Source organism: Neisseria subflava (assembly GCF_005221305.1).
Taxonomy (GTDB): domain Bacteria; phylum Pseudomonadota; class Gammaproteobacteria; order Burkholderiales; family Neisseriaceae; genus Neisseria; species Neisseria subflava.
The window spans coordinates 1970465-1990130 of record NZ_CP039887.1; the positions used below are offsets into that span (position 1 = coordinate 1970465).

A 19666-nucleotide genomic window follows, 5' to 3' on the forward strand; every position below is an offset into this window, starting at 1 on the left:
TCATGAACGATATGACTTTATATTTGATAATTGCCCTTGTTCCATTGGCAGGCTCGTTGATTGCGGGTTTGTTCGGCAACAAAATCGGTCGTGCCGGCGCGCATACCGTGACGATACTCGGCGTGGCGGTGTCCGCCGTGCTGTCGGCTTATGTGCTGTGGGGCTTTATTGACGGCAGCCGCGCCAAGTTTGACGAAAACGTCTATACCTGGCTGACAATGGGCGGCTTGGATTTCTCCGTCGGCTTCTTGGTTGATACGATGACGGCGATGATGATGGTCGTGGTAACGGGCGTGTCGTTGATGGTGCATATCTACACCATCGGCTATATGCACGATGAAAAAGTCGGCTACCAACGCTTCTTCAGCTATATTTCTTTGTTTACATTCAGCATGTTGATGCTGATTATGAGCAACAACTTCGTCCAGCTCTTCTTCGGTTGGGAAGCTGTGGGCTTGGTGTCGTATCTCTTGATCGGTTTCTATTTCAAACGTCCGAGCGCGATTTTTGCCAACCTGAAAGCCTTTTTGATCAACCGCGTCGGCGACTTCGGCTTTTTGCTCGGTATCGGCTTGGTACTTGCCTATTTCGGCGGCAGCCTGCGTTATCAGGACGTATTCGCCTATCTGCCCAACGTACAAAATGCCACCATCCAGCTTTTCCCCGGTGTGGAATGGTCTTTGATTACCGTAACCTGTTTGCTGTTGTTTGTGGGCGCGATGGGTAAATCGGCTCAGTTCCCGCTGCACGTCTGGCTGCCTGATTCGATGGAAGGTCCGACCCCGATTTCTGCATTGATTCACGCCGCAACCATGGTTACCGCCGGTCTGTTCATGGTGTCGCGCATGTCGCCGATTTACGAAATGAGCAGCACCGCGCTGTCGGTCATTATGGTGATCGGCGCGATTACCGCCCTGTTTATGGGTTTCTTAGGCGTGATTCAAAACGACATCAAGCGCGTGGTTGCGTATTCCACCCTGTCGCAATTGGGCTATATGACCGTGGCTCTGGGCGCGTCCGCCTATTCCGTGGCGATGTTCCACGTCATGACCCACGCCTTCTTTAAAGCCTTACTGTTCTTGGCGGCGGGTAGCGCCATTATCGGTATGCACCACGACCAAGATATGCGCCACATGGGCAATCTGAAAAAATACATGCCGATTACTTGGCTGACCATGCTGATCGGTAACTTGTCGCTAATTGGTACGCCGTTCTTCTCCGGCTTCTACTCCAAAGACTCGATTATCGAAGCGGCGAAATACAGCACCCTGCCGGGCAGCGGCTTTGCCTATTTTGCCGTCCTCGCCAGCGTGTTCGTTACCGCGTTTTACGCGTTCCGCCAATACTTTATGGTGTTCCACGGCGAAGAAAAATGGCGCAGCCTGCCTGAGCATCATGACGATCATCATGGCGAAGAACATCACGGCTTGGGCAAAAACGACAATCCGCACGAAAGCCCGCTGGTCGTTACCCTGCCGCTGATTCTGCTTGCGATTCCGTCCGTCATCATCGGCTACATCGCCATCGAACCCATGCTTTACGGCGATTTCTTCAAAGACGTGATTTTCGTCAACGCCGACGCGCATCCGACCATGCACATCATGAAAGAAGAGTTCCACGGCGCATTGGCGATGGTGTCGCACAGCCTGCATTCGCCTGTACTCTACCTCGCTATCGCAGGTGTATTGAGCGCATGGCTTCTGTACGTCAAACTGCCGCACCTGCCAGCGAAAATTGCACAGGCGTTCCGTCCGATTTACGTTTTGTTTGAAAACAAATACTACCTTGATGCCCTGTATTTCAACGTTTTTGCCAAAGGCACACGCGCATTGGGTACCTTCTTCTGGAAAGTTGGCGATACCGCCATTATCGACAACGGTATTGTCAACGGCTCCGCCAAACTGGTCGGCGCGATTGCCGCGCAAGTGCGTAAAGCCCAAACCGGCTTTATCTACACCTACGCCGCCGCTATGGTATTCGGTGTATTGGTACTGCTCGGCATGACCTTCTGGGGATTGTTCCGATAAGAATAATGTTTCAGACGGCCTTAAACCTTCAGGCCGTCTGAAACGAAGAAATATCCACATAAACACATTTTTATTTTAACCACAGGTTAACCACTATGTTTTCCAACTACCTACTCAGCTTGGCAATATGGATACCCATCGCCGCAGGTGTGCTGGTTTTGGCGACCGGTAAAGACAGCCGTGCGCCGCTGGCGCGTGTGCTTGCCTTCATGGGTGCGCTTGCCGGTTTCTTGGTAACGCTGCCTCTGTTTACGCAGTTCGACCGTTTGAGCGGCGGCTATCAATTTACCGAGTTCCACGAGTGGATTCCGCTTCTGAAAATCAACTACGCATTGGGCGTGGACGGTATTTCAGTGCTCTTTATCATCTTGAATGCGTTTATTACGCTGTTGGTGGTATTGGCCGGTTGGGAAGTCATTCAGAAACGTCCGGCGCAGTATATGGCGGCATTCCTGATGATGTCGGGTTTGATTAACGGCGCGTTTGCCGCGCAGGATGCGATTCTGTTTTATGTGTTCTTCGAGGGTATGTTGATTCCGCTGTACCTGATTATCGGTGTATGGGGCGGCCCGCGTCGCGTCTATGCGTCGGTTAAGCTATTCCTCTATACGCTGATGGGTTCGCTCTTGATGTTGGTTGCCATGGTTTACCTGTACTATCAAACAGGCAGCTTCTCTATTGTCGATTTCCAAAACATCAAACAGATTCCGTTGGGTGTACAACAGCTTTTGTTTGTAGCGTTCTTCCTGTCATTCGCTGTAAAAGTACCGATGTTCCCTGTGCACACTTGGTTGCCGGATGCCCACGTTGAAGCGCCGACCGGTGGTTCGATGGTGTTGGCGGCGATTACGCTGAAACTGGGTGCGTATGGTTTCTTGCGCTTTATCCTGCCGATTATGCCGGATGCGGCACGCTATTTTGCCCCTGTAATCATCGTATTGAGCCTGATTGCCGTGATTTATATCGGTATGGTGGCTTTGGTGCAAACCGATATGAAAAAACTGGTGGCGTACTCTTCCATCAGCCATATGGGTTTTGTCACTTTAGGCATGTTCCTGTTTGTGAACGGCCAGCTGAATGACTGGGCATTGAAAGGTGCAATCATTCAAATGATTTCCCACGGTTTCGTGTCTGCCGCGATGTTTATGTGTATCGGCGTGATGTACGACCGCCTGCATACCCGCAATATTGCCGATTATGGCGGCGTGGTCAATGTGATGCCTAAGTTTGCGGCGTTTATGATGTTGTTCGGTATGGCCAATGCCGGTCTGCCTGCGACTTCCGGCTTCGTGGGCGAGTTTATGGTGATTATGGGCGCGGTTAAAGTGAATTTCTGGGTAGGCGCGTTGGCTGCTATGACCCTGATTTACGGTGCGTCTTATACCCTGTGGATGTACAAACGCGTTATTTTTGGTGCGATCCACAATCCGCACGTTGCCGAAATGAAAGACATCAATTGCCGCGAATTTGCGATTTTGGCGATTTTGACGGTTGCTGTTTTGGGCATGGGTCTGTATCCGCAAGCGTTTATCGAAGTGGTGCATCAAGCGGCAAACGATTTGATTGCCCATGTGGCACAAAGCAAGATTTGAGGTGTGTAAATGAACTGGTCTGATTTGAATTTAATGCCCGCCATGCCCGAAATCGTGCTGCTTGCGCTATTGGGTGTCGTATTGCTGGCAGACTTGTGGATTTGCGATAAAAACCGCTATTTGACCCATCTGATGAGCTTGGGAACGGTCATTGTCGTGGCCATTACCCAATTGGCAGTATGGGAGCAGGGCAGTGTCGATGCCTTTCACGGTATGTATATTGCAGACGGCATGTCCCGTTTGGCGAAGCTAGTGTTGTATGCGCTGACGTTTGGTCTGTTTATTTACAGTAAACCGTACAACCAAGACCGCCAAATTTTTAAAGGCGAGTTTTACACCCTGTCACTGTTTGCCCTGTTGGGTATGAGCGTCATGGTCAGCTCGGCACATTTCTTGACTGCGTATATCGGTTTGGAATTGTTGTCTTTGTCGCTGTACGCCATGATTGCCCTGCGCCGCGATTCCGGCCGCTCTGCCGAGGCTGCGCTGAAATACTTCGTATTGGGTGCGTTGGCCTCCGGTTTGTTGCTCTATGGTATTTCCATGGTTTATGGCGCCACCGGTTCTCTTGATTTTGCTTCCGTCTTGGCTTCTGCTTTCAATGAGCAGGCTAATGAGTGGTTGTTGAAATTGGGTATGGTGTTTATTGTAGTCGCCATTGCATTTAAATTGGGTGCGGTTCCATTCCATATGTGGGTACCTGATGTGTACGATGGCGCGCCGACCTCTGTTACCGCCTTTGTGGGTACGGCTCCGAAAATTGCCGCTGTTGTTTTTGCGTTCCGTATCCTTGTTACCGGTATGGGTACCATACATTCAGACTGGGCGCCGATGTTGGCCATCCTTGCCGTTGCTTCTTTGGTGGTCGGTAACCTTGCTGCCATCATGCAAACCAATATCAAACGTATGCTTGCCTATTCCACCGTATCGCACATGGGCTTTATTCTGTTGGCATTTATGGCAGGCGCAGTCGGCTTTACCGCAGGTTTGTATTACGCCATTACCTATGCTTTGATGGCGGCAGTCAGCTTCGGTGTTTTGATGGTATTGTCTACCAAAGACATTGAGTGTGAAAACATCAAAGACCTCGCTGGCCTCAACCATCGCCATGCATGGTTTGCCTTCCTGATGTTGCTGTCCATGTTCTCCATGGCAGGTATTCCGCCGCTGATGGGTTTCTACGCCAAGTTCGGCGTGATTATGGCGCTCTTGAAACAAGGCTATGTCTGGTTGTCAGTGTTTGCCGTTATCATGTCCCTGATTGGCGCCTTCTACTACCTGCGCGTGGTCAAAGTCATCTACTTCGATGCGCCTGACCATGATCAGCCGGTCGGCAGCAACTATGCCGCCAAATTTGTCCTGACGGTCAATGCCTTCCTGCTGCTCCTCTGGGGTATCATGCCGCAAACCGTTATCGACTGGTGTGCCAAAGCATTGGAAAATACCCTGTAAGCTTCAAACAAAACCAACGGCGGCTGTTCCAAAGTCGCCGTTTTTGTTAGGATTCGCATTCTGATGAAATATACCCAAAGTTCAGACGGCCTCAAGCCTTTGAATAATCATCAAGCGGGCATCATCAAGATATTGAATATTCCACGGATAATGATGGGCAAGAATGCCTATTTAACATGTTAAAATCACACACAGGCCGTCTGAAAACAGAAAGACCACCATGACCGCATCCATGTACATTCTTTTGCTGTTGGCACTTATCTTTGCCAACGCACCATTTACTACCACCAAATTCTTCGGCATCATCACCCTGAAACGCAAACATATCGGCCATCACTTGATCGAATTGCTGGCAGGCTTCCTCCTTACCGCGATTCTCGCCTATATCCTCGAATCGCGAGCCGGTGCTGTGCATGCCCAAGATTGGGAGTTTTACGCGACCGTTGTCTGCCTCTACCTGATTTTTGCCTTTCCATGCTTCGTATGGCGTTACTTTTGGAATGAACGGAATAGAGAGTAGGGTTTGAATAAGGAAAAGGCCGTCTGAAAGATTTTCAGACGGCCTTGTATTTGAGAATGTAGGTGGTAATGACTTACATCATTTGGCTACGAAAGTTTTTACATTCTTGTTTTCTTGTATCAGTAATAATCTTAGGATTTTGAACTGAGTTTTTATCTTGGTGATAATTACATTCCTGAACAACGCGCCGGTATGAGGGTTTCTGAGGCTTTCTATATTGTTGTGGTTGGTGGTGGTAAGTATCTGTAGCACAAGCAGATAGAACTAGAATACATATTGTTACTAAAAGTTTGTTCATACGATTTCCTGATTATGAATTAGTGGCCATTGTATGCTGGAAAGATGCTTCTTTTAACTTGATAGATAGTATTTGCTAGATAAGGCTCTGATTTCGCAAGATTGTCTAATCTTTCGCCTTGGTTATTGACAATCATGCATTTGATTTTGGTTCTATAAACTAATTCGTCATTAAGTAAGTCTATATTCAGTCTTTGCACATCTTGGTGACATTTTTCATATTGGGCGTTAATAATGTCTAAATCTTTTTTGAGTTGGTTTGCGCCGGGCTCTTCTAAAATTCGGTCTTTACATTGTTGTTCAGACTCGCCATTTTTACAGTTTAGATCAGTTATGTTCTCTGTAATCAAGTCTTCTGCAACTTTCTTATCATCTAAATTATTTTTTAGGATACCGGAATCTTTCAGTTGGTTGTTAAATATCTCAATGAGAATAGGCTTAACATTTGCCTTAATTGCTTCAGTTGCACTAGGAGCAATTAATTGAGACCAAATGAAAACGCACAAGGTGGTAAGTAATGTACCGATAACAGCTAGAATTTTTTTCATTTCAATTCTCTTAGAATAAGGGCATTTTATGTTAATTAATTATCTGCTCTAACTCATCGACCAAGATAAGTACGGTTTAATACCTTCATGTCTGATAATCTTATTTTGTTCAGATAAATATCGTCAGAATAGCAATTCCCATCTGCATATCCTATTTGAGTTAGGTAGATATGGATTCAATAAAGACTTTATCTTCTTTTTGGATAAAAGTAGCGGAGAGACAATAATCTGTCTCATAAACACATCCCATAATTTTGACTTTATTTTTGTTTTTCCATTCAATACCGGCAACAATGGTCTCCAAAGGATAGTCTTTAGTTTCTGAGAAAGGCGTTACAGAACGAGATTTTGGTAATTGTGCCATTGTTACGGTTGTTTTGGGTATGCCGTTTTTTAAAATGGGAAACCAAAGAAAAGGGATGGACTCACCTTTCTTTTTATTCCATTGAGCAGAATATTTGCTAAAAGCAGTAATGGCATCGCTTAGTCCCCCTTGGTAAAAGCATCTTTGGCTTTCCCCAATCATTTCTTCTACGGGCTTTTTACAATGTAAGTTTCCAGCCAAAGAAAAAGAGGGGAGGATGAATAGAACTGTAAAAATAAGTTTTCGCATAATTAATACCCCGTATCTACGTAGGCTGTTCCACGTTGCAAATAAGCATTGGATACATAGCCTTTGAGATCCCCAACTTGTACTTTAACCCAGCATCCACCGCCTGCATCTTCACATTTGGTGGTTTCAGCAATAACCTGAAGCTCTTGACCATCTCTTAATTGTTTAACGGCTATGTTGGACGTAGATGGACCTCCACGAAGATTGATTGTGCCTGAACCCGAAGCAGTAATGACAAAAGCTGGGTAGCGAGTCAGTTTCTCGGTAGGTTTAGGAGCGGCTGTTTTTTTCTCTTCCGCTTTTTTAGTTTCTTCTTGTTGCTTTTTCTTTTTTTCTTCTTGCTCTAGTTTCTTTTTAGTTTCTTCTTGTTTCCGCTCTTCTTCTATAGCAAGTCTCTTTTTTACCTCGTCTTGTTTTTGCTCTTCTTCTTGAGCGCGTTTTTGTTTAGCTTCTTCTTGTCGTTGTTCTTCCTCAAGCATTTGTTGCATCTTTAAGTCTTCTTGAGCACTTTGATAGGCTTGTTCATAAATTTCGTTTTCACGTTGTCGTTGTTCTATTTGTTTACGGTGTTCCAATTCTTGGTTTTCACGCTCAGCCTGAAGCTTTTGTTGTTGCGCTAATTGCTCTTTCAGTGCATTCAGTTCTTTTTTTGTTTCATTTTCACTACGATTACAGGCAGTAAGTAGAGTTAGAGTCAGAAGACTGATGGAAAAGATAGAAAAGGCTTTTTTCATTTTTTATCTCTCAATGGTTGAATGAAATATAAGTCTTTAAAAGTGATTAAAAAGAAATCTCATATCGAGATTTCTTTACGTAGTTATGTGTAACATTTGCAAATATTGTAACATAGTAAATTCAATGCTGCAGTTATTTAATATGTTTAATCAATTTAGATAATCGGTCATTATAACCGATTATCGGTATATTTCCCGAGGAAACTCATTTCGATTGAAAAGAGTAGAGTTGTTTATATCTATTAGCAATAAAATTCGTTCTTTGTGTGGATGGAAACAATGGTCTCAAGATAGAAGCTTAGTTTCCAAATAAATTCAGGAAAAGGCCGAGTTGATGTAGTTGCTTGAAACAAGAAAGGCCGTCTGAAAGATTTTCAGACGGCCTTTATTTTGTTTGATGTTAAATATCGGTTAGAAAACAAGGCTGTTGAGGCGTAAAGCCTTGTCGTGAGGGCGGTTTAACGGTACTATTCTCGGTTAATCCTGTTTTATTCCTATGAAATTGAAAGTATAAGATGATTAATGATATTCAAAAGACAGCTGAAGGCAAAATGCAGCGTTCTCTGGAAGTATTGAAAGACAATTTAGCTAAAGTGCGTACCGGCCGTGCGCATACCGGCCTGCTCGACCAAGTGGAGGTGGAATACTGGGGCAGCATGGTGCCTGTGAGCCAAGTGGCGAACGTGACGCTTTTGGATGCGCGTACGATTGGTGTGAAACCGTTCGAGAGCAATATGGCTGCAAAAGTTGAGAAAGCGATCCGTGATTCCAACTTGGGCCTGAACCCTGCTTCTGTCGGCGATTTGATCCGTGTCCCTATGCCTATGCTGACTGAAGAACGCCGTAAAGATTTGATCAAAGTGGTACGCGGTGAGGCGGAAGAGGGTCGTGTGTCTATCCGCAATGTGCGCCGTGATGCAAACGACCACATCAAAAAATTGTTGAAAGACAAAGAGATTTCTGAAGATGAAGCCCGCCGTGGCGAGGAAGCGGTTCAGAAGTTGACCGACAAATATATTGCTGAGGCAGACAAGCTCTTGGCTGCCAAAGAAGAAGATTTGATGGCGATTTAATCCTGTGTGTAAACCGTTCAGACGGCCTTTGGACGGTTTGCTCCCTGAAAGGCAGACATGAAAAGCAGTACGCAGACGATTTTGGAACACTCTGCCATCCCCCGACATATTGCTGTGATTATGGACGGCAACGGACGTTGGGCAAAGAAGCGTTTTCTTCCCCGCGTGATGGGGCATAAGCGCGGCTTGGATGCGCTGGAGAACATGGTGAAGCATTGTGCTGAACTGGGTGTGCAGTATTTGACCGTGTTTGCTTTTTCGACTGAAAACTGGCGACGCCCCGAGGAAGAGGTTTCTTTTCTGATGGGGCTGTTTTTGCAGGCTTTGCAAAAGCAGGTGCGCCGTTTGCACGATAACAATATGCGCTTGAGGGTCATTGGCAGCCGTGAGCGGTTTAATGCTGAAATCCTGAAGGGGATTGAGGCGGCAGAGGCGTTGACGGCAAACAATACCGGTTTGACTTTGAGCATTGCTGCCGATTATGGCGGCCGCTGGGATATTTTGCAGGCGGCAAATCAGTTGATTGCCGAAGGTGTCACTGAGATTACGGAAGAGGCGTTGTCGCGCTATTTGATGTTGGGCGATGCACCCGAGCCGGATTTGTTTATCCGAACCGGCGGGGAGACGCGCATCAGTAATTTTCTGCTGTGGCAGATGGCGTATGCGGAATTGTATTTTACGGATACGCTGTGGCCTGATTTTAATGAGAAATCGCTAAACGAGGCGATTGCTTCGTTCCAAAAACGGGAACGCCGCTTCGGGCGGACTTCCGAACAGCTGCCGGTTGAGCAGCAACGGGGTTGAGAACTATGTTGAAACAACGGATTTTGACGGCGCTGTGGCTTTTGCCGCTGATGCTGGGTATGCTGTTTTATGCGCCTATGTGGCTGTGGGCGGCGTTTTGCGGCCTGATTGCCATGTTGACTTTGTGGGAATATGCCCGCATGAGCGGCTTGGACAAGCTGAAAATCAATCATTATTTGGCTTCAACGCTGGTGTTCGGCGTGATTGCTTATGCCGGCGGTTGGCAGTTGCCTGATTTGGTTTGGTATGTCGTATTGGCGTTTTGGCTGATTGTCATGCCTTGGTGGCTGAAAGCGAAATGGAAGTTAAACGGCGGCTGGCAGGCTTACACGGTTGGTTGGTTGTTGGTGATGCCGTTTTGGTTCGCACTGGTTTACCTGCGCCCTCAGCCTGAAGACGCGTTGTCTTTATTGGCGATTATGGGTTTGGTGTGGGTGGCCGATATTGGCGCGTATTTCTGCGGCAAATCGTTTGGCAAGCGCAAAATTGCGCCGACCATCAGCCCGGGTAAAAGCTGGGAAGGTGCGATCGGCGGCGCATTATGCGTTGCCGTGTACATGACCATCGTATGGAAAGCCGGTTGGCTGGCTTTTGAAGCCGGTTGGTTAAAAACTATTTTGATCGGCTTGATTCTGACCGTTGTCAGCGTGTGCGGCGATTTGCTGGAAAGCTGGCTTAAACGTGCGGCCGGTATCAAAGACAGCAGTAATCTGTTGCCGGGACACGGCGGCGTGTTCGACCGTGTGGACAGCCTGATTGCCGTTATCAGCATTTATGCCGCCTTTATATATTTGTTTTAAACAGCCTGTCTGACGTGGTTGAGGGAGCTGATGATGTCCGAACAAAAACAGATTTCATCTTTATCGATCTTGGGCGTATTGTTGGCACTAGGATTGATGGCTGCGGCGTTTATTTTGGGCGTGCAGTTTAAGAATCTGCGCCAGCCGGGGACGATTACTGTAAAAGGTCTGGCGGAGAAAAACTTCCAATCCGACAGCGCGACGTGGAATACGGGTGTGAACGCGCACGGCGAGAGCTATCAGGAAGTTTTGGATTTGCTGACGGCAAGGCGCAAGAAGCTGTCTAAATTTTTGGGTGAGCAAGGCTTTACGGCGGCGGAAATGAAAGTGGGCCTGCCCGAAGTGTCGCGCGTTTTCAATGAAACCCGCGACGAACTGGGCAACGTAACCCGCACGCCCAACGGCTACGATGGCGACCTCAATGTTGTGGTCAACACCAAAAAACTGGACAAAATCCAAGCAGCACAGCGCGCCATTTTGAACTTCCGTGCGCAAAACGAATTCATCCGCTTCGACAATCCGCAATATTTGCTGGGCAATTTAGAAACCATCAAACGTGATTTGATCACGCAGGCGACTGAGGACGCGCAGAAACGCGCGGCCGAATTTGCCAAAACCGGCGGCGGCAAAGTGGGCGCCATGCGTTCTGCTTCGCAAGGTTCGTTCAATATCTATGCCGACACCGGCAGCAGCGAGGACGACGAGTACGGCGGTTCTTACGATAAAAGCACCGTCGGCAAGCAAGTCCGACTGGTTGTTACCATCGAATACGGCATTGAGTAATTCTTTCAGACGGCCTTTTCAGCTGGGAGGCAAAAGGCCGTCTGAAAATTGAAAACGGCAAAGAAATCTATTTCAAACACAATGAATACCGTTTGCACAGCACATAAAGAACACACCATGACACAACAAGTCCTGACCATATTAGGCAGTACCGGCAGCATAGGCGAAAGTACTTTAGACGTTGTCTCCCGCCATCCCGAGAAATTCCGCGTGTTCGCGCTGGCAGGGCATAGGCAGGTGGACAAGCTGGCGGCGCAATGCAAACAGTTCCGCCCGGAATATGCCGTTGTCGGCGATGCCGACCATGCCGCCGAGCTGGAAAAGAAACTCAAACAAGAAGGCATCAGTACGCAGGTTTTATATGGTTCTCAAGCCCTGATTGATGTGGCTTCAGCCGATGAAGTCAGCGGCGTGATGTGTGCCATTGTCGGCGCGGCTGGTTTGCCGTCGGCTTTGGCCGCTGCTCAAAAAGGCAAAACCATTTATCTGGCAAACAAAGAAACGCTGGTGGTTTCCGGCGCATTGTTTATGGAAACTGCCCGTCAAAACGGCGCCACCGTCTTGCCGATTGACAGCGAACACAACGCCATCTTCCAAGTATTGCCAAGGGATTACACAGGCCGTCTGAATGAGCACGGTATCAATTCGATTATCCTGACCGCATCGGGCGGACCCTTCCTTAACACCGATTTAAGTATATTTGACAGCATTACGCCCGAGCAGGCGGTCAAGCATCCGAATTGGAGCATGGGTCGCAAAATTTCCGTTGATTCCGCATCAATGATGAATAAGGGCTTGGAGTTGATTGAGGCGCATTGGCTGTTTAACTGTCGGCCGGAAAAACTGGAAGTCGTCATTCATCCGCAATCCGTGATACACAGCATGGTGCGTTATCGAGATGGTTCGGTATTGGCGCAGTTGGGTAATCCTGATATGCGTACGCCGATTGCTTATTGCTTGGGTCTGCCCGAACGCATCGATTCCGGCGTGGGCGAACTGGATTTCGGCGCATTATCCGCATTGACCTTCCAAAAGCCCGACTTTGACCGTTTCCCATGTCTGAAGCTTGCCTATCAGGCCATGAATGCAGGCGGTGCCGCGCCTTGCGTGTTGAACGCTGCAAACGAAGTTGCCGTGGCCGCTTTTTTAGATAAACGAATCAAGTTTACCGATATTGCCAAAGTCGTTGCCCACTGCCTTGCTCAAGATTTTTCAGACGGCCGTCACGATATCGAAGGCCTGCTGGCGCAAGACGCGCAAACACGCAGGCAGGCAGAAGCCTTTATCGGCAAACAATAAAGCTTCAATGACAGGCCGTCTGAAACGTCAACCGCTTGGCATTTAGGCAGACAAAATGGAACAACTGCCTTTATAATCGGTTTTCAGACGGCCTTATCCGTTGATTATCACATTCCACTCAGGGGATTTTTTTGCAAACCTTTTTAGCCTTTATCGTCGCCATTCTGATTTTGGTCAGCCTGCATGAGTTCGGACACTATATTGTTGCCCGCTGGTGCGGCGTTAAAGTCGTGCGCTTTTCCGTCGGCTTCGGTAAGCCCTTTTTCACCCGAAAACGCGGCGATACCGAGTGGTGTCTTGCCCCAATTCCGCTGGGTGGTTACGTTAAAATGGTCGATACGCGCGAAGGTGAGGTGGCGGAAGCAGATTTGTCGTACGCCTTTGACAAGCAGCATCCGGCCAAGCGCATCGCCATTGTCGCTGCTGGTCCTTTGACCAATTTGATTTTGGCTGTTTTGCTTTACGGTTTGAGCTTTTCCTTCGGCGTGACCGAGTTGCGCCCTTATGTCGGCATGGTCGAGCCTGCCAGTATTGCCGCCAAAGCAGGTTTTCAGGCAGGCGATAAAATTGTATCGGTCAACGGAATCGCCGTTAAAGACTGGAGCGATGCGCAAACCGAGATGGTGTTGAACCTTGAGGCCGGCCCTGTAAAAGTCGCTGTTCAGACGGCCTCAAATACCCAAGCCATCCGCATAATTGATGCCGCCGGCACGCCTGAAGCAGGTAAAGTTGCGAAAAACCAAGGCAACATCGGCCTTTTGCCTTTTAGAATTACTAACCGCATCGGCAAAGTCTTGGCCAATAGTCCGGCCGAAAAAGCAGGTTTGAAGGAAAACGACAAACTGCTGACCGCCGATGGGCAACCCATCGAAAGCTGGCAGGCATGGACGGAACTCTTCCGCGCCAGCCCCGGCAAACGAATCGAACTGACTTACGAGCGCGACGGTAAAATACTGGCGACCGCTATCCGTCCGGACAGCGTCGAGCAGTCGGCAGGCGTGCTGGTGGGTAGAGCAGGGCTTGCCGCCCAGGCGGATAAAGAGTGGGATAAAACCATCCGCTACCGCTATACGCCTTCCGTTGCCCAAGCCTTTGAATTGGGTTGGAACAAAACCGTCAACTATTCGTGGACAACCCTCAAATTTTTCGGAAAACTGGTTACAGGCAATGCCTCTTTGAACCATATTTCCGGCCCCTTGACCATTGCCGATGTCGCCGGACAATCCGCCAAACTCGGATTGCAGAGCTACCTCGAATTTCTGGCCTTGGTCAGCATCAGCTTAGGCGTGTTGAACCTTTTGCCCGTGCCCGTTTTAGACGGCGGACATTTGGTTTTCTACACCGCCGAATGGATACGCGGAAAGCCTTTGAGCGAGCGCATACAGGCAGTCGGCCTGCGCTTCGGACTGGCAGCCATGCTTTTGATGATGGCTGTGGCTTTCTTTAATGACATCAACCGTTTGTTTGGATAATTTATGAAACTGAACCAGATTGCTTCCGCTTTAATGGTATTGAGCCTGTCTCCACTGGCATTGGCTGACTTTATCATTCAGGACATCCGCGTCGAAGGCCTGCAACGCACCGAGCCGAGTACCGTCTTCAACTACCTGCCCGTTAAGGTCGGTGATAATTTCAATGATGCGCGCAGTGAAGAAATCATCAAAAAACTCTACGCAACCGGTTTCTTTGACGACGTACGCGTCGAGACCATGGACAATCAAGTCCTGCTGACCGTGATTGAGCGTCCGACCATCAGCTCGCTCAATATTACTGGTGCGAAAATGCTGCAAAACGATGCCATCAAGAAAAACCTTGAAGCATTTGGTTTGGCGCAATCCCAATACTTTAACCAAGCAACGCTGAACCAAGCCGTTGCCGGTTTGAAAGAAGAGTATTTGAGCCGTGGCAAACAGTCTGTCCAAATCACTCCGACTGTGACCAAACTCGCCCGAAACCGCGTGTCTATCGATATTGCCATCGAAGAGGGCAAATCTACCAAGATTACCGATATTTCATTTGAGGGCAACGAAGTTTATTCCGACCGCCGTCTGATGAAACAAATGTCCCTGAGCGAAGGCGGCATGTGGACTTGGATTACGAAGAGCAACCAGTTCAATGAGCAAAAATTTGCTCAGGACATGGAAAAAATTACCAATTTCTATCAAAACAACGGCTACTTCAACTTCCGTATTTTGGATACCGATATCCAAACCAACGAAGACAAAACCAAGCAGACCATTAAAGTAACCGTCAGCGAAGGCGACCGCTTCCGCTGGGGCAATGTACGCATCGAAGGCGATACGCTGGAAGTGCCGAAAGAAGATTTGGAAAAACTGCTGACCATGAAGCCGGGCAAATGGTATGAACGCGCGCAAATGTCCAATTCGCTCGAAGCCATCCAAAACCGCATGGGTCAGGCAGGTTACGCATTCAGCGAAATCAATGTCCAACCGATTCCAAATGCCGAAACACATACCGTTGATTTTGTGTTGACCGTTCAACCGGGTCGCAAAATCTATGTAAACGAAATCAACATTACCGGCAACAACAAAACCCGTGACGAAGTCATCCGTCGCGAGTTGCGTCAAATGGAATCAGCGCCTTACGACTCTGCCAAACTGCAACGTTCTAAAGAGCGCGTTGAGTTGTTGGGCTACTTCGACAACGTTCAATTTGATGCAGTTCCTGTGGCCAATACCCCTGACCAAGTTGACCTGAACATGAGTCTGACCGAACGTTCTACCGGCTCGCTCGACTTGAGCGCAGGTTGGGTTCAGGATACCGGTTTGGTGATGTCTGCCGGCGTGGCTCAAGACAACCTGTTCGGTACGGGTAAATCCGTTGCCCTGCGTGCCTCCCGCAGTAAAACCACAGTAAACGGCTCGTTGTCGTTTACCGACCCATACTTCACACCTGACGGCGTAAGCTTGGGCTACGACCTTTACGGCAAGACTTACGACCCGCGTAAAGCTTCTTCCAGTGCGAAACAATATAAAACCACGACTTTCGGCGGCGGTTTGCGTATCGGTATTCCGGTTACCGAATATGACCGTGTGAACTTCGGTTTGGCCGCAGAGCGTCTGACCGTGAATACCTACAAAGGCGCGCCTAAACGCTATGCCGACTTTATCAATCAATACGGTAAAGGCGACGGCAGCGGCGTGGGTAACTTCAAAGGCTGGTTGTACAAAGGTACCATCGGCTGGGGCCGCAACAAAACCGACAATGCCTTGTGGCCGACCCGCGGTTACCTGACCGGCGTAAACGGCGAAATCGCTTTGCCGGGCAGCGACCTGCAATACTACACCCTGACCCACAACCAAACTTGGTTCTTCCCGTTGAGCAAAGATTTCACGCTGATGCTGGGTGGCGAAGTCGGTTATGGCAACGGCTACGGCAAAACCAAAACCATGCCGTTCTTTGAAAACTTCTACGGCGGCGGCTTAGGCTCTGTCCGCGGTTTTGAAAGCGGTACGCTGGGCCCGAAAGTCTATGACGAATACGGCGAGAAAATCAGCTACGGCGGTAACAAAAAAGCCAACGTTTCCGCAGAGTTGCTCTTCCCAATGCCGGGCATTAAAGACTCGCGTACCGTCCGTCTGAGCCTGTTTGCCGATGCGGGCAGCGTGTGGGACGGCAAAACCTACAACGACGGCAGCAGCAGCAATTCCAATGGCGTGTCCCAAAACGTGTACGGCGTAGGCACAACGCACAAATCGACATTCAAAAACGAATTGCGTTACTCTGCCGGTGCTGCCGTGACCTGGCTCTCTCCGCTGGGTCCGATGAAGTTCAGTTATGCTTATCCGATTAAGAAAAAAGAAGGCGACGAAATCCAACGCTTCCAATTCCAACTCGGTACGACATTCTGATGATGTTTAGGCCGTCTGAAACCAGGTTTGTCCGTTTCAGACGGCCTCATGGCAGATTGGTGGCAAGCTTATTGCAAACCGCCCGTTTGTTTTCAAGCAAGGATTTTTATCATGAGTAAAATAGCCGACACCCTCCGTGTCCTCGCCGTAGCCCTGCCGGGTTTCGTGCTGTTGCCGCAAGCGGCGGCGGATGGCGTGCAGAAAATCGGTTTTATCAATACCGAGCGCGTTTATCAGGAATCCAAGCAGGCACAAAACATTCAGATGACTTTGGAAAAAGAGTTCAAAAGCCGTCAAACCGCCTTGCAAAAGCTGCAGCAGGAAGGCGAGGCTTTGGAGCGAAAACTGAGCGGCGACAAGCTCAGCGACAGCCAAAGGGAAGCGGAAACCCAAAAATGGCGCAATCTGGTACAGAAATTCCGCAAGCAGCAGGCTGAGTTGGCTGAAGACTACAACCTACGCCGCAATGAAGAATTCGCCGCGCTCCAGCAAAATGCCAACCGCGTCATCGTCGATTTGGCCAAGCGCGAAGGTTACGATTTCATCTTGCAGGACGTGATTTACGTCAACGGCCGCTATGACATTACCGACAGCGTTATCAAAGCCCTAAATGCTCACTGACCCTGCTCGGCAGCGAATATAACCATACAGACAAACCTAAGGCCGTCTGAAACCCAAACCGGCATCTTTCAGACGGCCTGACATCTTGACGGCAGATTATCATGACTTCACAAGCATACACCCTGTCCCAAATCGTTTCCCAGCTCGGTGGCGAATGGAAAGGCAAAGACATCGCCATTACCGCCGTCCGTCCGTTGGATCAGGCGCTGGCGGAACACATCAGCTTTTTGGCCAATCCGAAATACAAAGCCGAAGTACACGACAGCCAGGCAGGCGCAGTGATTGTGTCGCCGAAAGCCGCGGACAAATTTGCAGGCCGCAACCTGATTGTGGCTGCCGACCCTTATCTTTATTTTGCCAAAGTGGCACGATTGTTCTCGCCGATTGTCAAAGCACAGGGCGGCGTACATCCGACCGCCGTTGTCGAGGCAAGCGCCAAAGTGCCGGCAAGCTGCGAAATCGGCGCGAATGCCTATATCGGCGCGAATGCCGTATTGGGCGAAGGCTGCCGTATTTTGGCCAATGCTGTTGTCCAACACGATTGCATGTTGGGTGATGAAGTCGTGTTGCATCCCAACTCCGTCATCTATTACGGCTGCACTTTGGGCAACCGTGTCGAAATCCACAGCGGCGCCGTCATCGGTGCGGACGGTTTTGGCTTGGCCTTTGCCGGCGATTCATGGTTTAAAATTCCGCAAACCGGCGCAGTCACGCTGGGCGATGATGTGGAAATCGGTTCGAACACCAATATCGACCGTGGCGCAATGAGCGACACGACCGTCGGCAACGGCACCAAAATCGACAACCAAGTCCAAATCGGCCACAACTGCAAAATTGGTTCGCACACTGTTATCGCCGCCAAAACCGGTATTTCCGGCAGCGTTACCATCGGCAATTATTGTATTATCGGCGGCGGCGTCGGCACGGTCGGACACATCGAAATCGCCGATAAAACCACCATCGGCGGCGGTACATCCGTCACCCACAGCATTACCGAAAGCGGCCAGCATCTGGCCGGTATTTTCCCGATGTCGGGCTACAAAGACTGGGCACGCAATGCCGTTTATATCCACCGTTTGAGCGAAATGAACAAACGCCTCAAAACGCTGGAAAAACAGCTTGCCGACAGCGGCGAAGCCTAAAGGCGGCGCAAACAGTCCGCACCTGCATCCGAATACGTTTAAACCCAATACAAACAAGGAAAGACGAACATCATGGACGTACAACTCCCGATCGAAGCCAAAGACATTCAAAAACTTATCCCACACCGTTATCCGTTTTTGCAACTCGACCGCATTACTGCGTTCGAACCGATGAAAACCCTGACTGCGATTAAAAACGTCACCATGAACGAGCCGCAGTTCCAAGGCCATTTTCCCGACCTGCCCGTGATGCCCGGCGTGCTGATTATCGAAGCCATGGCGCAAGCGTGCGGCACACTCGCCATCCTCAGCGAAGGCGGCCGTAAAGAAAACGAATTCTTCTTCTTCGCCGGTATCGACGACGCCCGTTTCAAACGCCAAGTCATCCCCGGCGACCAACTGGTATTTGAAGTCGAGCTGTTGACCAACAAACGCGGTATCGGCAAATTCAACGCCGTTGCCAAAGTCGATGGCCAAGTTGCCGTTGAAGCCGTGATTATGTGCGCCAAACGCGTGGTGTAAGAATGGGACAGGCCGTCTGAAAGTTCAGACAGCATCTTGCAGGCAATACCTGTATCAGACAGCAAGGAAACAGCATGACCCTTATCCATCCGACCGCCGTCATCGACCCTAAAGCCGAACTCGACTCCAGTGTCAAAGTCGGCCCATACAGCATCATCGGCCCCAATGTGCAAATCGGTGCGAATACGGAAATCGGCCCGCACGTCGTCATCAACGGCCATACGACCATCGGTGAAAACAACCGCATTTTCCAATTTGCCAGCCTCGGCGAAATTCCGCAGGACAAAAAATACCGTGACGAGCCGACCAAGCTGATTATCGGCAACGGCAACACCATCCGCGAATTTACAACGTTCAACCTTGGTACGGTCACCGGTATCGGCGAAACCCGTATCGGCGACGACAACTGGATTATGGCCTACTGCCACCTTGCCCATGACTGCGTGGTCGGCAACCATACCATCTTCGCCAACAACGCCTCACTCGCAGGCCACGTTACCATCGGTGACTACGTTGTCTTGGGCGGCTACACGCTGGTGTTCCAGTTCTGTCAAATCGGTGACTACGCCATGACCGCGTTTGCCGCCGGCGTACACAAAGACGTACCGCCGTACTTCATGGCTGCTGGCTACCGCGCCGAACCGGCCGGCCTCAACAGCGAAGGTATGCGCCGCAACGGTTTCACTGCCGAACAGATTGCCTCTGTCAAAGATGTGTATAAAACCATTTACCATCGCGGCATTCCGTTTGAAGAAGCCAAGGCAGACATTCTGAAACGCGCCGAAACCCAAAGCGAATTGGCGGTATTTAAAGACTTTTTTGCACAATCCACACGCGGCATTATCCGTTGATTGATGGATTGAAGGCCGTCTGAAACTTTTTCAGACGGCCTTTGGATTGCAAAAATCCGCGCAGTAGGGCAGGTTTCCTGTCCGTTTGCTACTGATGCCGTCTGAAAACGGGCGGG

19 protein-coding genes are annotated in these 19666 nt (G+C 49.3%); 15 read left to right on the plus strand and 4 right to left on the minus strand.

The annotated features are described in order from the left end of the window. Positions 1 to 2: 2 nt before the first annotated feature. From nuoL to FAH66_RS09660, 4 genes are all read left to right on the plus strand, one after another. A complete protein-coding gene (gene nuoL / locus FAH66_RS09645) occupies positions 3 to 2027 on the plus strand; it encodes an NADH-quinone oxidoreductase subunit L (RefSeq protein WP_137041424.1) in 2025 nt (674 codons plus the stop codon). Between the two features lie 95 nt (positions 2028 to 2122). After that, positions 2123 to 3619 (plus strand): NADH-quinone oxidoreductase subunit M, encoded by a 1497-nt coding sequence (locus tag FAH66_RS09650; RefSeq protein ID WP_137041425.1) that lies wholly within the window; start codon positions 2123 to 2125, stop codon positions 3617 to 3619. 9 nt (positions 3620 to 3628) lie between these two features. After that, a complete protein-coding gene (gene nuoN / locus FAH66_RS09655) occupies positions 3629 to 5071 on the plus strand; it encodes an NADH-quinone oxidoreductase subunit NuoN (protein ID WP_137041426.1) in 1443 nt (480 codons plus the stop codon). A 220-nt stretch (positions 5072 to 5291) separates the two neighbouring features. Then, positions 5292 to 5591 (plus strand): DUF2818 family protein, encoded by a 300-nt coding sequence (locus FAH66_RS09660; protein ID WP_137041427.1) that lies wholly within the window; start codon positions 5292 to 5294, stop codon positions 5589 to 5591. 73 nt (positions 5592 to 5664) lie between these two features. Here FAH66_RS09660 and FAH66_RS09665 read toward each other — a convergent pair whose 3' ends face one another. From FAH66_RS09665 to FAH66_RS09680, 4 genes are all read right to left on the minus strand, one after another. Next, complete coding sequence (locus FAH66_RS09665) at positions 5665 to 5889, minus strand: hypothetical protein (protein ID WP_137041428.1); 225 nt, start codon at positions 5887 to 5889, stop codon at positions 5665 to 5667. A gap of 19 nt (positions 5890 to 5908) precedes the next feature. Next, the gene (locus FAH66_RS09670) at positions 5909 to 6436 is read right to left on the minus strand and encodes a hypothetical protein (protein ID WP_137041429.1); all 528 of its coding nucleotides are present in this window, start codon (positions 6434 to 6436) and stop codon (positions 5909 to 5911) included. A 160-nt stretch (positions 6437 to 6596) separates the two neighbouring features. Further along, on the minus strand, positions 6597 to 7049 hold the full coding sequence (locus FAH66_RS09675) for a hypothetical protein (RefSeq protein ID WP_036493924.1): 453 nt from the start codon (positions 7047 to 7049) through the stop codon (positions 6597 to 6599). A gap of 2 nt (positions 7050 to 7051) precedes the next feature. Next, positions 7052 to 7783, minus strand: a complete 732-nt coding sequence (locus FAH66_RS09680) for an SH3 domain-containing protein (RefSeq protein WP_137041430.1) — start codon at positions 7781 to 7783, stop codon at positions 7052 to 7054. 515 nt (positions 7784 to 8298) lie between these two features. Between FAH66_RS09680 and frr the strand changes: the two genes are divergently transcribed. From frr to lpxA, 11 genes are all read left to right on the plus strand, one after another. Continuing rightward, positions 8299 to 8856: a ribosome recycling factor gene (frr, locus tag FAH66_RS09685; RefSeq protein WP_003686718.1), complete on the plus strand. Its 558-nt coding sequence runs from the start codon at positions 8299 to 8301 to the stop codon at positions 8854 to 8856. 57 nt (positions 8857 to 8913) lie between these two features. Further along, the gene (locus FAH66_RS09690; RefSeq protein ID WP_049328737.1) at positions 8914 to 9660 is read left to right on the plus strand and encodes an isoprenyl transferase; all 747 of its coding nucleotides are present in this window, start codon (positions 8914 to 8916) and stop codon (positions 9658 to 9660) included. A 5-nt stretch (positions 9661 to 9665) separates the two neighbouring features. Next, complete coding sequence (locus FAH66_RS09695; RefSeq protein WP_070748890.1) at positions 9666 to 10460, plus strand: phosphatidate cytidylyltransferase; 795 nt, start codon at positions 9666 to 9668, stop codon at positions 10458 to 10460. A gap of 33 nt (positions 10461 to 10493) precedes the next feature. After that, on the plus strand, positions 10494 to 11243 hold the full coding sequence (locus FAH66_RS09700) for an SIMPL domain-containing protein (RefSeq protein ID WP_137041627.1): 750 nt from the start codon (positions 10494 to 10496) through the stop codon (positions 11241 to 11243). Between the two features lie 117 nt (positions 11244 to 11360). Beyond that, the gene (gene ispC / locus FAH66_RS09705; RefSeq protein WP_137041431.1) at positions 11361 to 12542 is read left to right on the plus strand and encodes a 1-deoxy-D-xylulose-5-phosphate reductoisomerase; all 1182 of its coding nucleotides are present in this window, start codon (positions 11361 to 11363) and stop codon (positions 12540 to 12542) included. A gap of 131 nt (positions 12543 to 12673) precedes the next feature. Beyond that, on the plus strand, positions 12674 to 14014 hold the full coding sequence (gene rseP / locus FAH66_RS09710; RefSeq protein ID WP_137041432.1) for an RIP metalloprotease RseP: 1341 nt from the start codon (positions 12674 to 12676) through the stop codon (positions 14012 to 14014). A 3-nt stretch (positions 14015 to 14017) separates the two neighbouring features. Continuing rightward, positions 14018 to 16414, plus strand: coding sequence for an outer membrane protein assembly factor BamA (gene bamA, locus FAH66_RS09715; RefSeq protein ID WP_137041433.1), 2397 nt, complete (start codon positions 14018 to 14020; stop codon positions 16412 to 16414). A gap of 111 nt (positions 16415 to 16525) precedes the next feature. Next, the gene (locus tag FAH66_RS09720; RefSeq protein WP_039864258.1) at positions 16526 to 17035 is read left to right on the plus strand and encodes an OmpH/Skp family outer membrane protein; all 510 of its coding nucleotides are present in this window, start codon (positions 16526 to 16528) and stop codon (positions 17033 to 17035) included. A 101-nt stretch (positions 17036 to 17136) separates the two neighbouring features. Further along, on the plus strand, positions 17137 to 18177 hold the full coding sequence (lpxD, locus tag FAH66_RS09725) for a UDP-3-O-(3-hydroxymyristoyl)glucosamine N-acyltransferase (protein WP_137041434.1): 1041 nt from the start codon (positions 17137 to 17139) through the stop codon (positions 18175 to 18177). A gap of 72 nt (positions 18178 to 18249) precedes the next feature. Continuing rightward, the gene (gene fabZ / locus FAH66_RS09730) at positions 18250 to 18699 is read left to right on the plus strand and encodes a 3-hydroxyacyl-ACP dehydratase FabZ (protein WP_003681704.1); all 450 of its coding nucleotides are present in this window, start codon (positions 18250 to 18252) and stop codon (positions 18697 to 18699) included. Positions 18700 to 18773: 74 nt separating this feature from the next. Next, positions 18774 to 19550, plus strand: coding sequence for an acyl-ACP--UDP-N-acetylglucosamine O-acyltransferase (gene lpxA / locus FAH66_RS09735; protein ID WP_003681706.1), 777 nt, complete (start codon positions 18774 to 18776; stop codon positions 19548 to 19550). Positions 19551 to 19666 lie beyond the last annotated feature (116 nt).

Coding starts and splice junctions, on each gene's coding strand:
- FAH66_RS09665 (WP_137041428.1), bottom strand. CDS start 5,889: ATGAACAAACTTTTAGTAACAATATGTATTCTAGTTCTATCTGCTTGT.
- FAH66_RS09680 (WP_137041430.1), bottom strand. CDS start 7,783: ATGAAAAAAGCCTTTTCTATCTTTTCCATCAGTCTTCTGACTCTAACT.
- nuoL (WP_137041424.1), top strand. CDS start 3: ATGAACGATATGACTTTATATTTGATAATTGCCCTTGTTCCATTGGCA.
- ispC (WP_137041431.1), top strand. CDS start 11,361: ATGACACAACAAGTCCTGACCATATTAGGCAGTACCGGCAGCATAGGC.
- lpxA (WP_003681706.1), top strand. CDS start 18,774: ATGACCCTTATCCATCCGACCGCCGTCATCGACCCTAAAGCCGAACTC.
- FAH66_RS09695 (WP_070748890.1), top strand. CDS start 9,666: ATGTTGAAACAACGGATTTTGACGGCGCTGTGGCTTTTGCCGCTGATG.
- lpxD (WP_137041434.1), top strand. CDS start 17,137: ATGACTTCACAAGCATACACCCTGTCCCAAATCGTTTCCCAGCTCGGT.
- bamA (WP_137041433.1), top strand. CDS start 14,018: ATGAAACTGAACCAGATTGCTTCCGCTTTAATGGTATTGAGCCTGTCT.
- FAH66_RS09690 (WP_049328737.1), top strand. CDS start 8,914: ATGAAAAGCAGTACGCAGACGATTTTGGAACACTCTGCCATCCCCCGA.
- FAH66_RS09675 (WP_036493924.1), bottom strand. CDS start 7,049: ATGCGAAAACTTATTTTTACAGTTCTATTCATCCTCCCCTCTTTTTCT.
- FAH66_RS09660 (WP_137041427.1), top strand. CDS start 5,292: ATGACCGCATCCATGTACATTCTTTTGCTGTTGGCACTTATCTTTGCC.
- FAH66_RS09700 (WP_137041627.1), top strand. CDS start 10,494: ATGTCCGAACAAAAACAGATTTCATCTTTATCGATCTTGGGCGTATTG.
- frr (WP_003686718.1), top strand. CDS start 8,299: ATGATTAATGATATTCAAAAGACAGCTGAAGGCAAAATGCAGCGTTCT.
- FAH66_RS09650 (WP_137041425.1), top strand. CDS start 2,123: ATGTTTTCCAACTACCTACTCAGCTTGGCAATATGGATACCCATCGCC.
- FAH66_RS09720 (WP_039864258.1), top strand. CDS start 16,526: ATGAGTAAAATAGCCGACACCCTCCGTGTCCTCGCCGTAGCCCTGCCG.
- fabZ (WP_003681704.1), top strand. CDS start 18,250: ATGGACGTACAACTCCCGATCGAAGCCAAAGACATTCAAAAACTTATC.
- FAH66_RS09670 (WP_137041429.1), bottom strand. CDS start 6,436: ATGAAAAAAATTCTAGCTGTTATCGGTACATTACTTACCACCTTGTGC.
- nuoN (WP_137041426.1), top strand. CDS start 3,629: ATGAACTGGTCTGATTTGAATTTAATGCCCGCCATGCCCGAAATCGTG.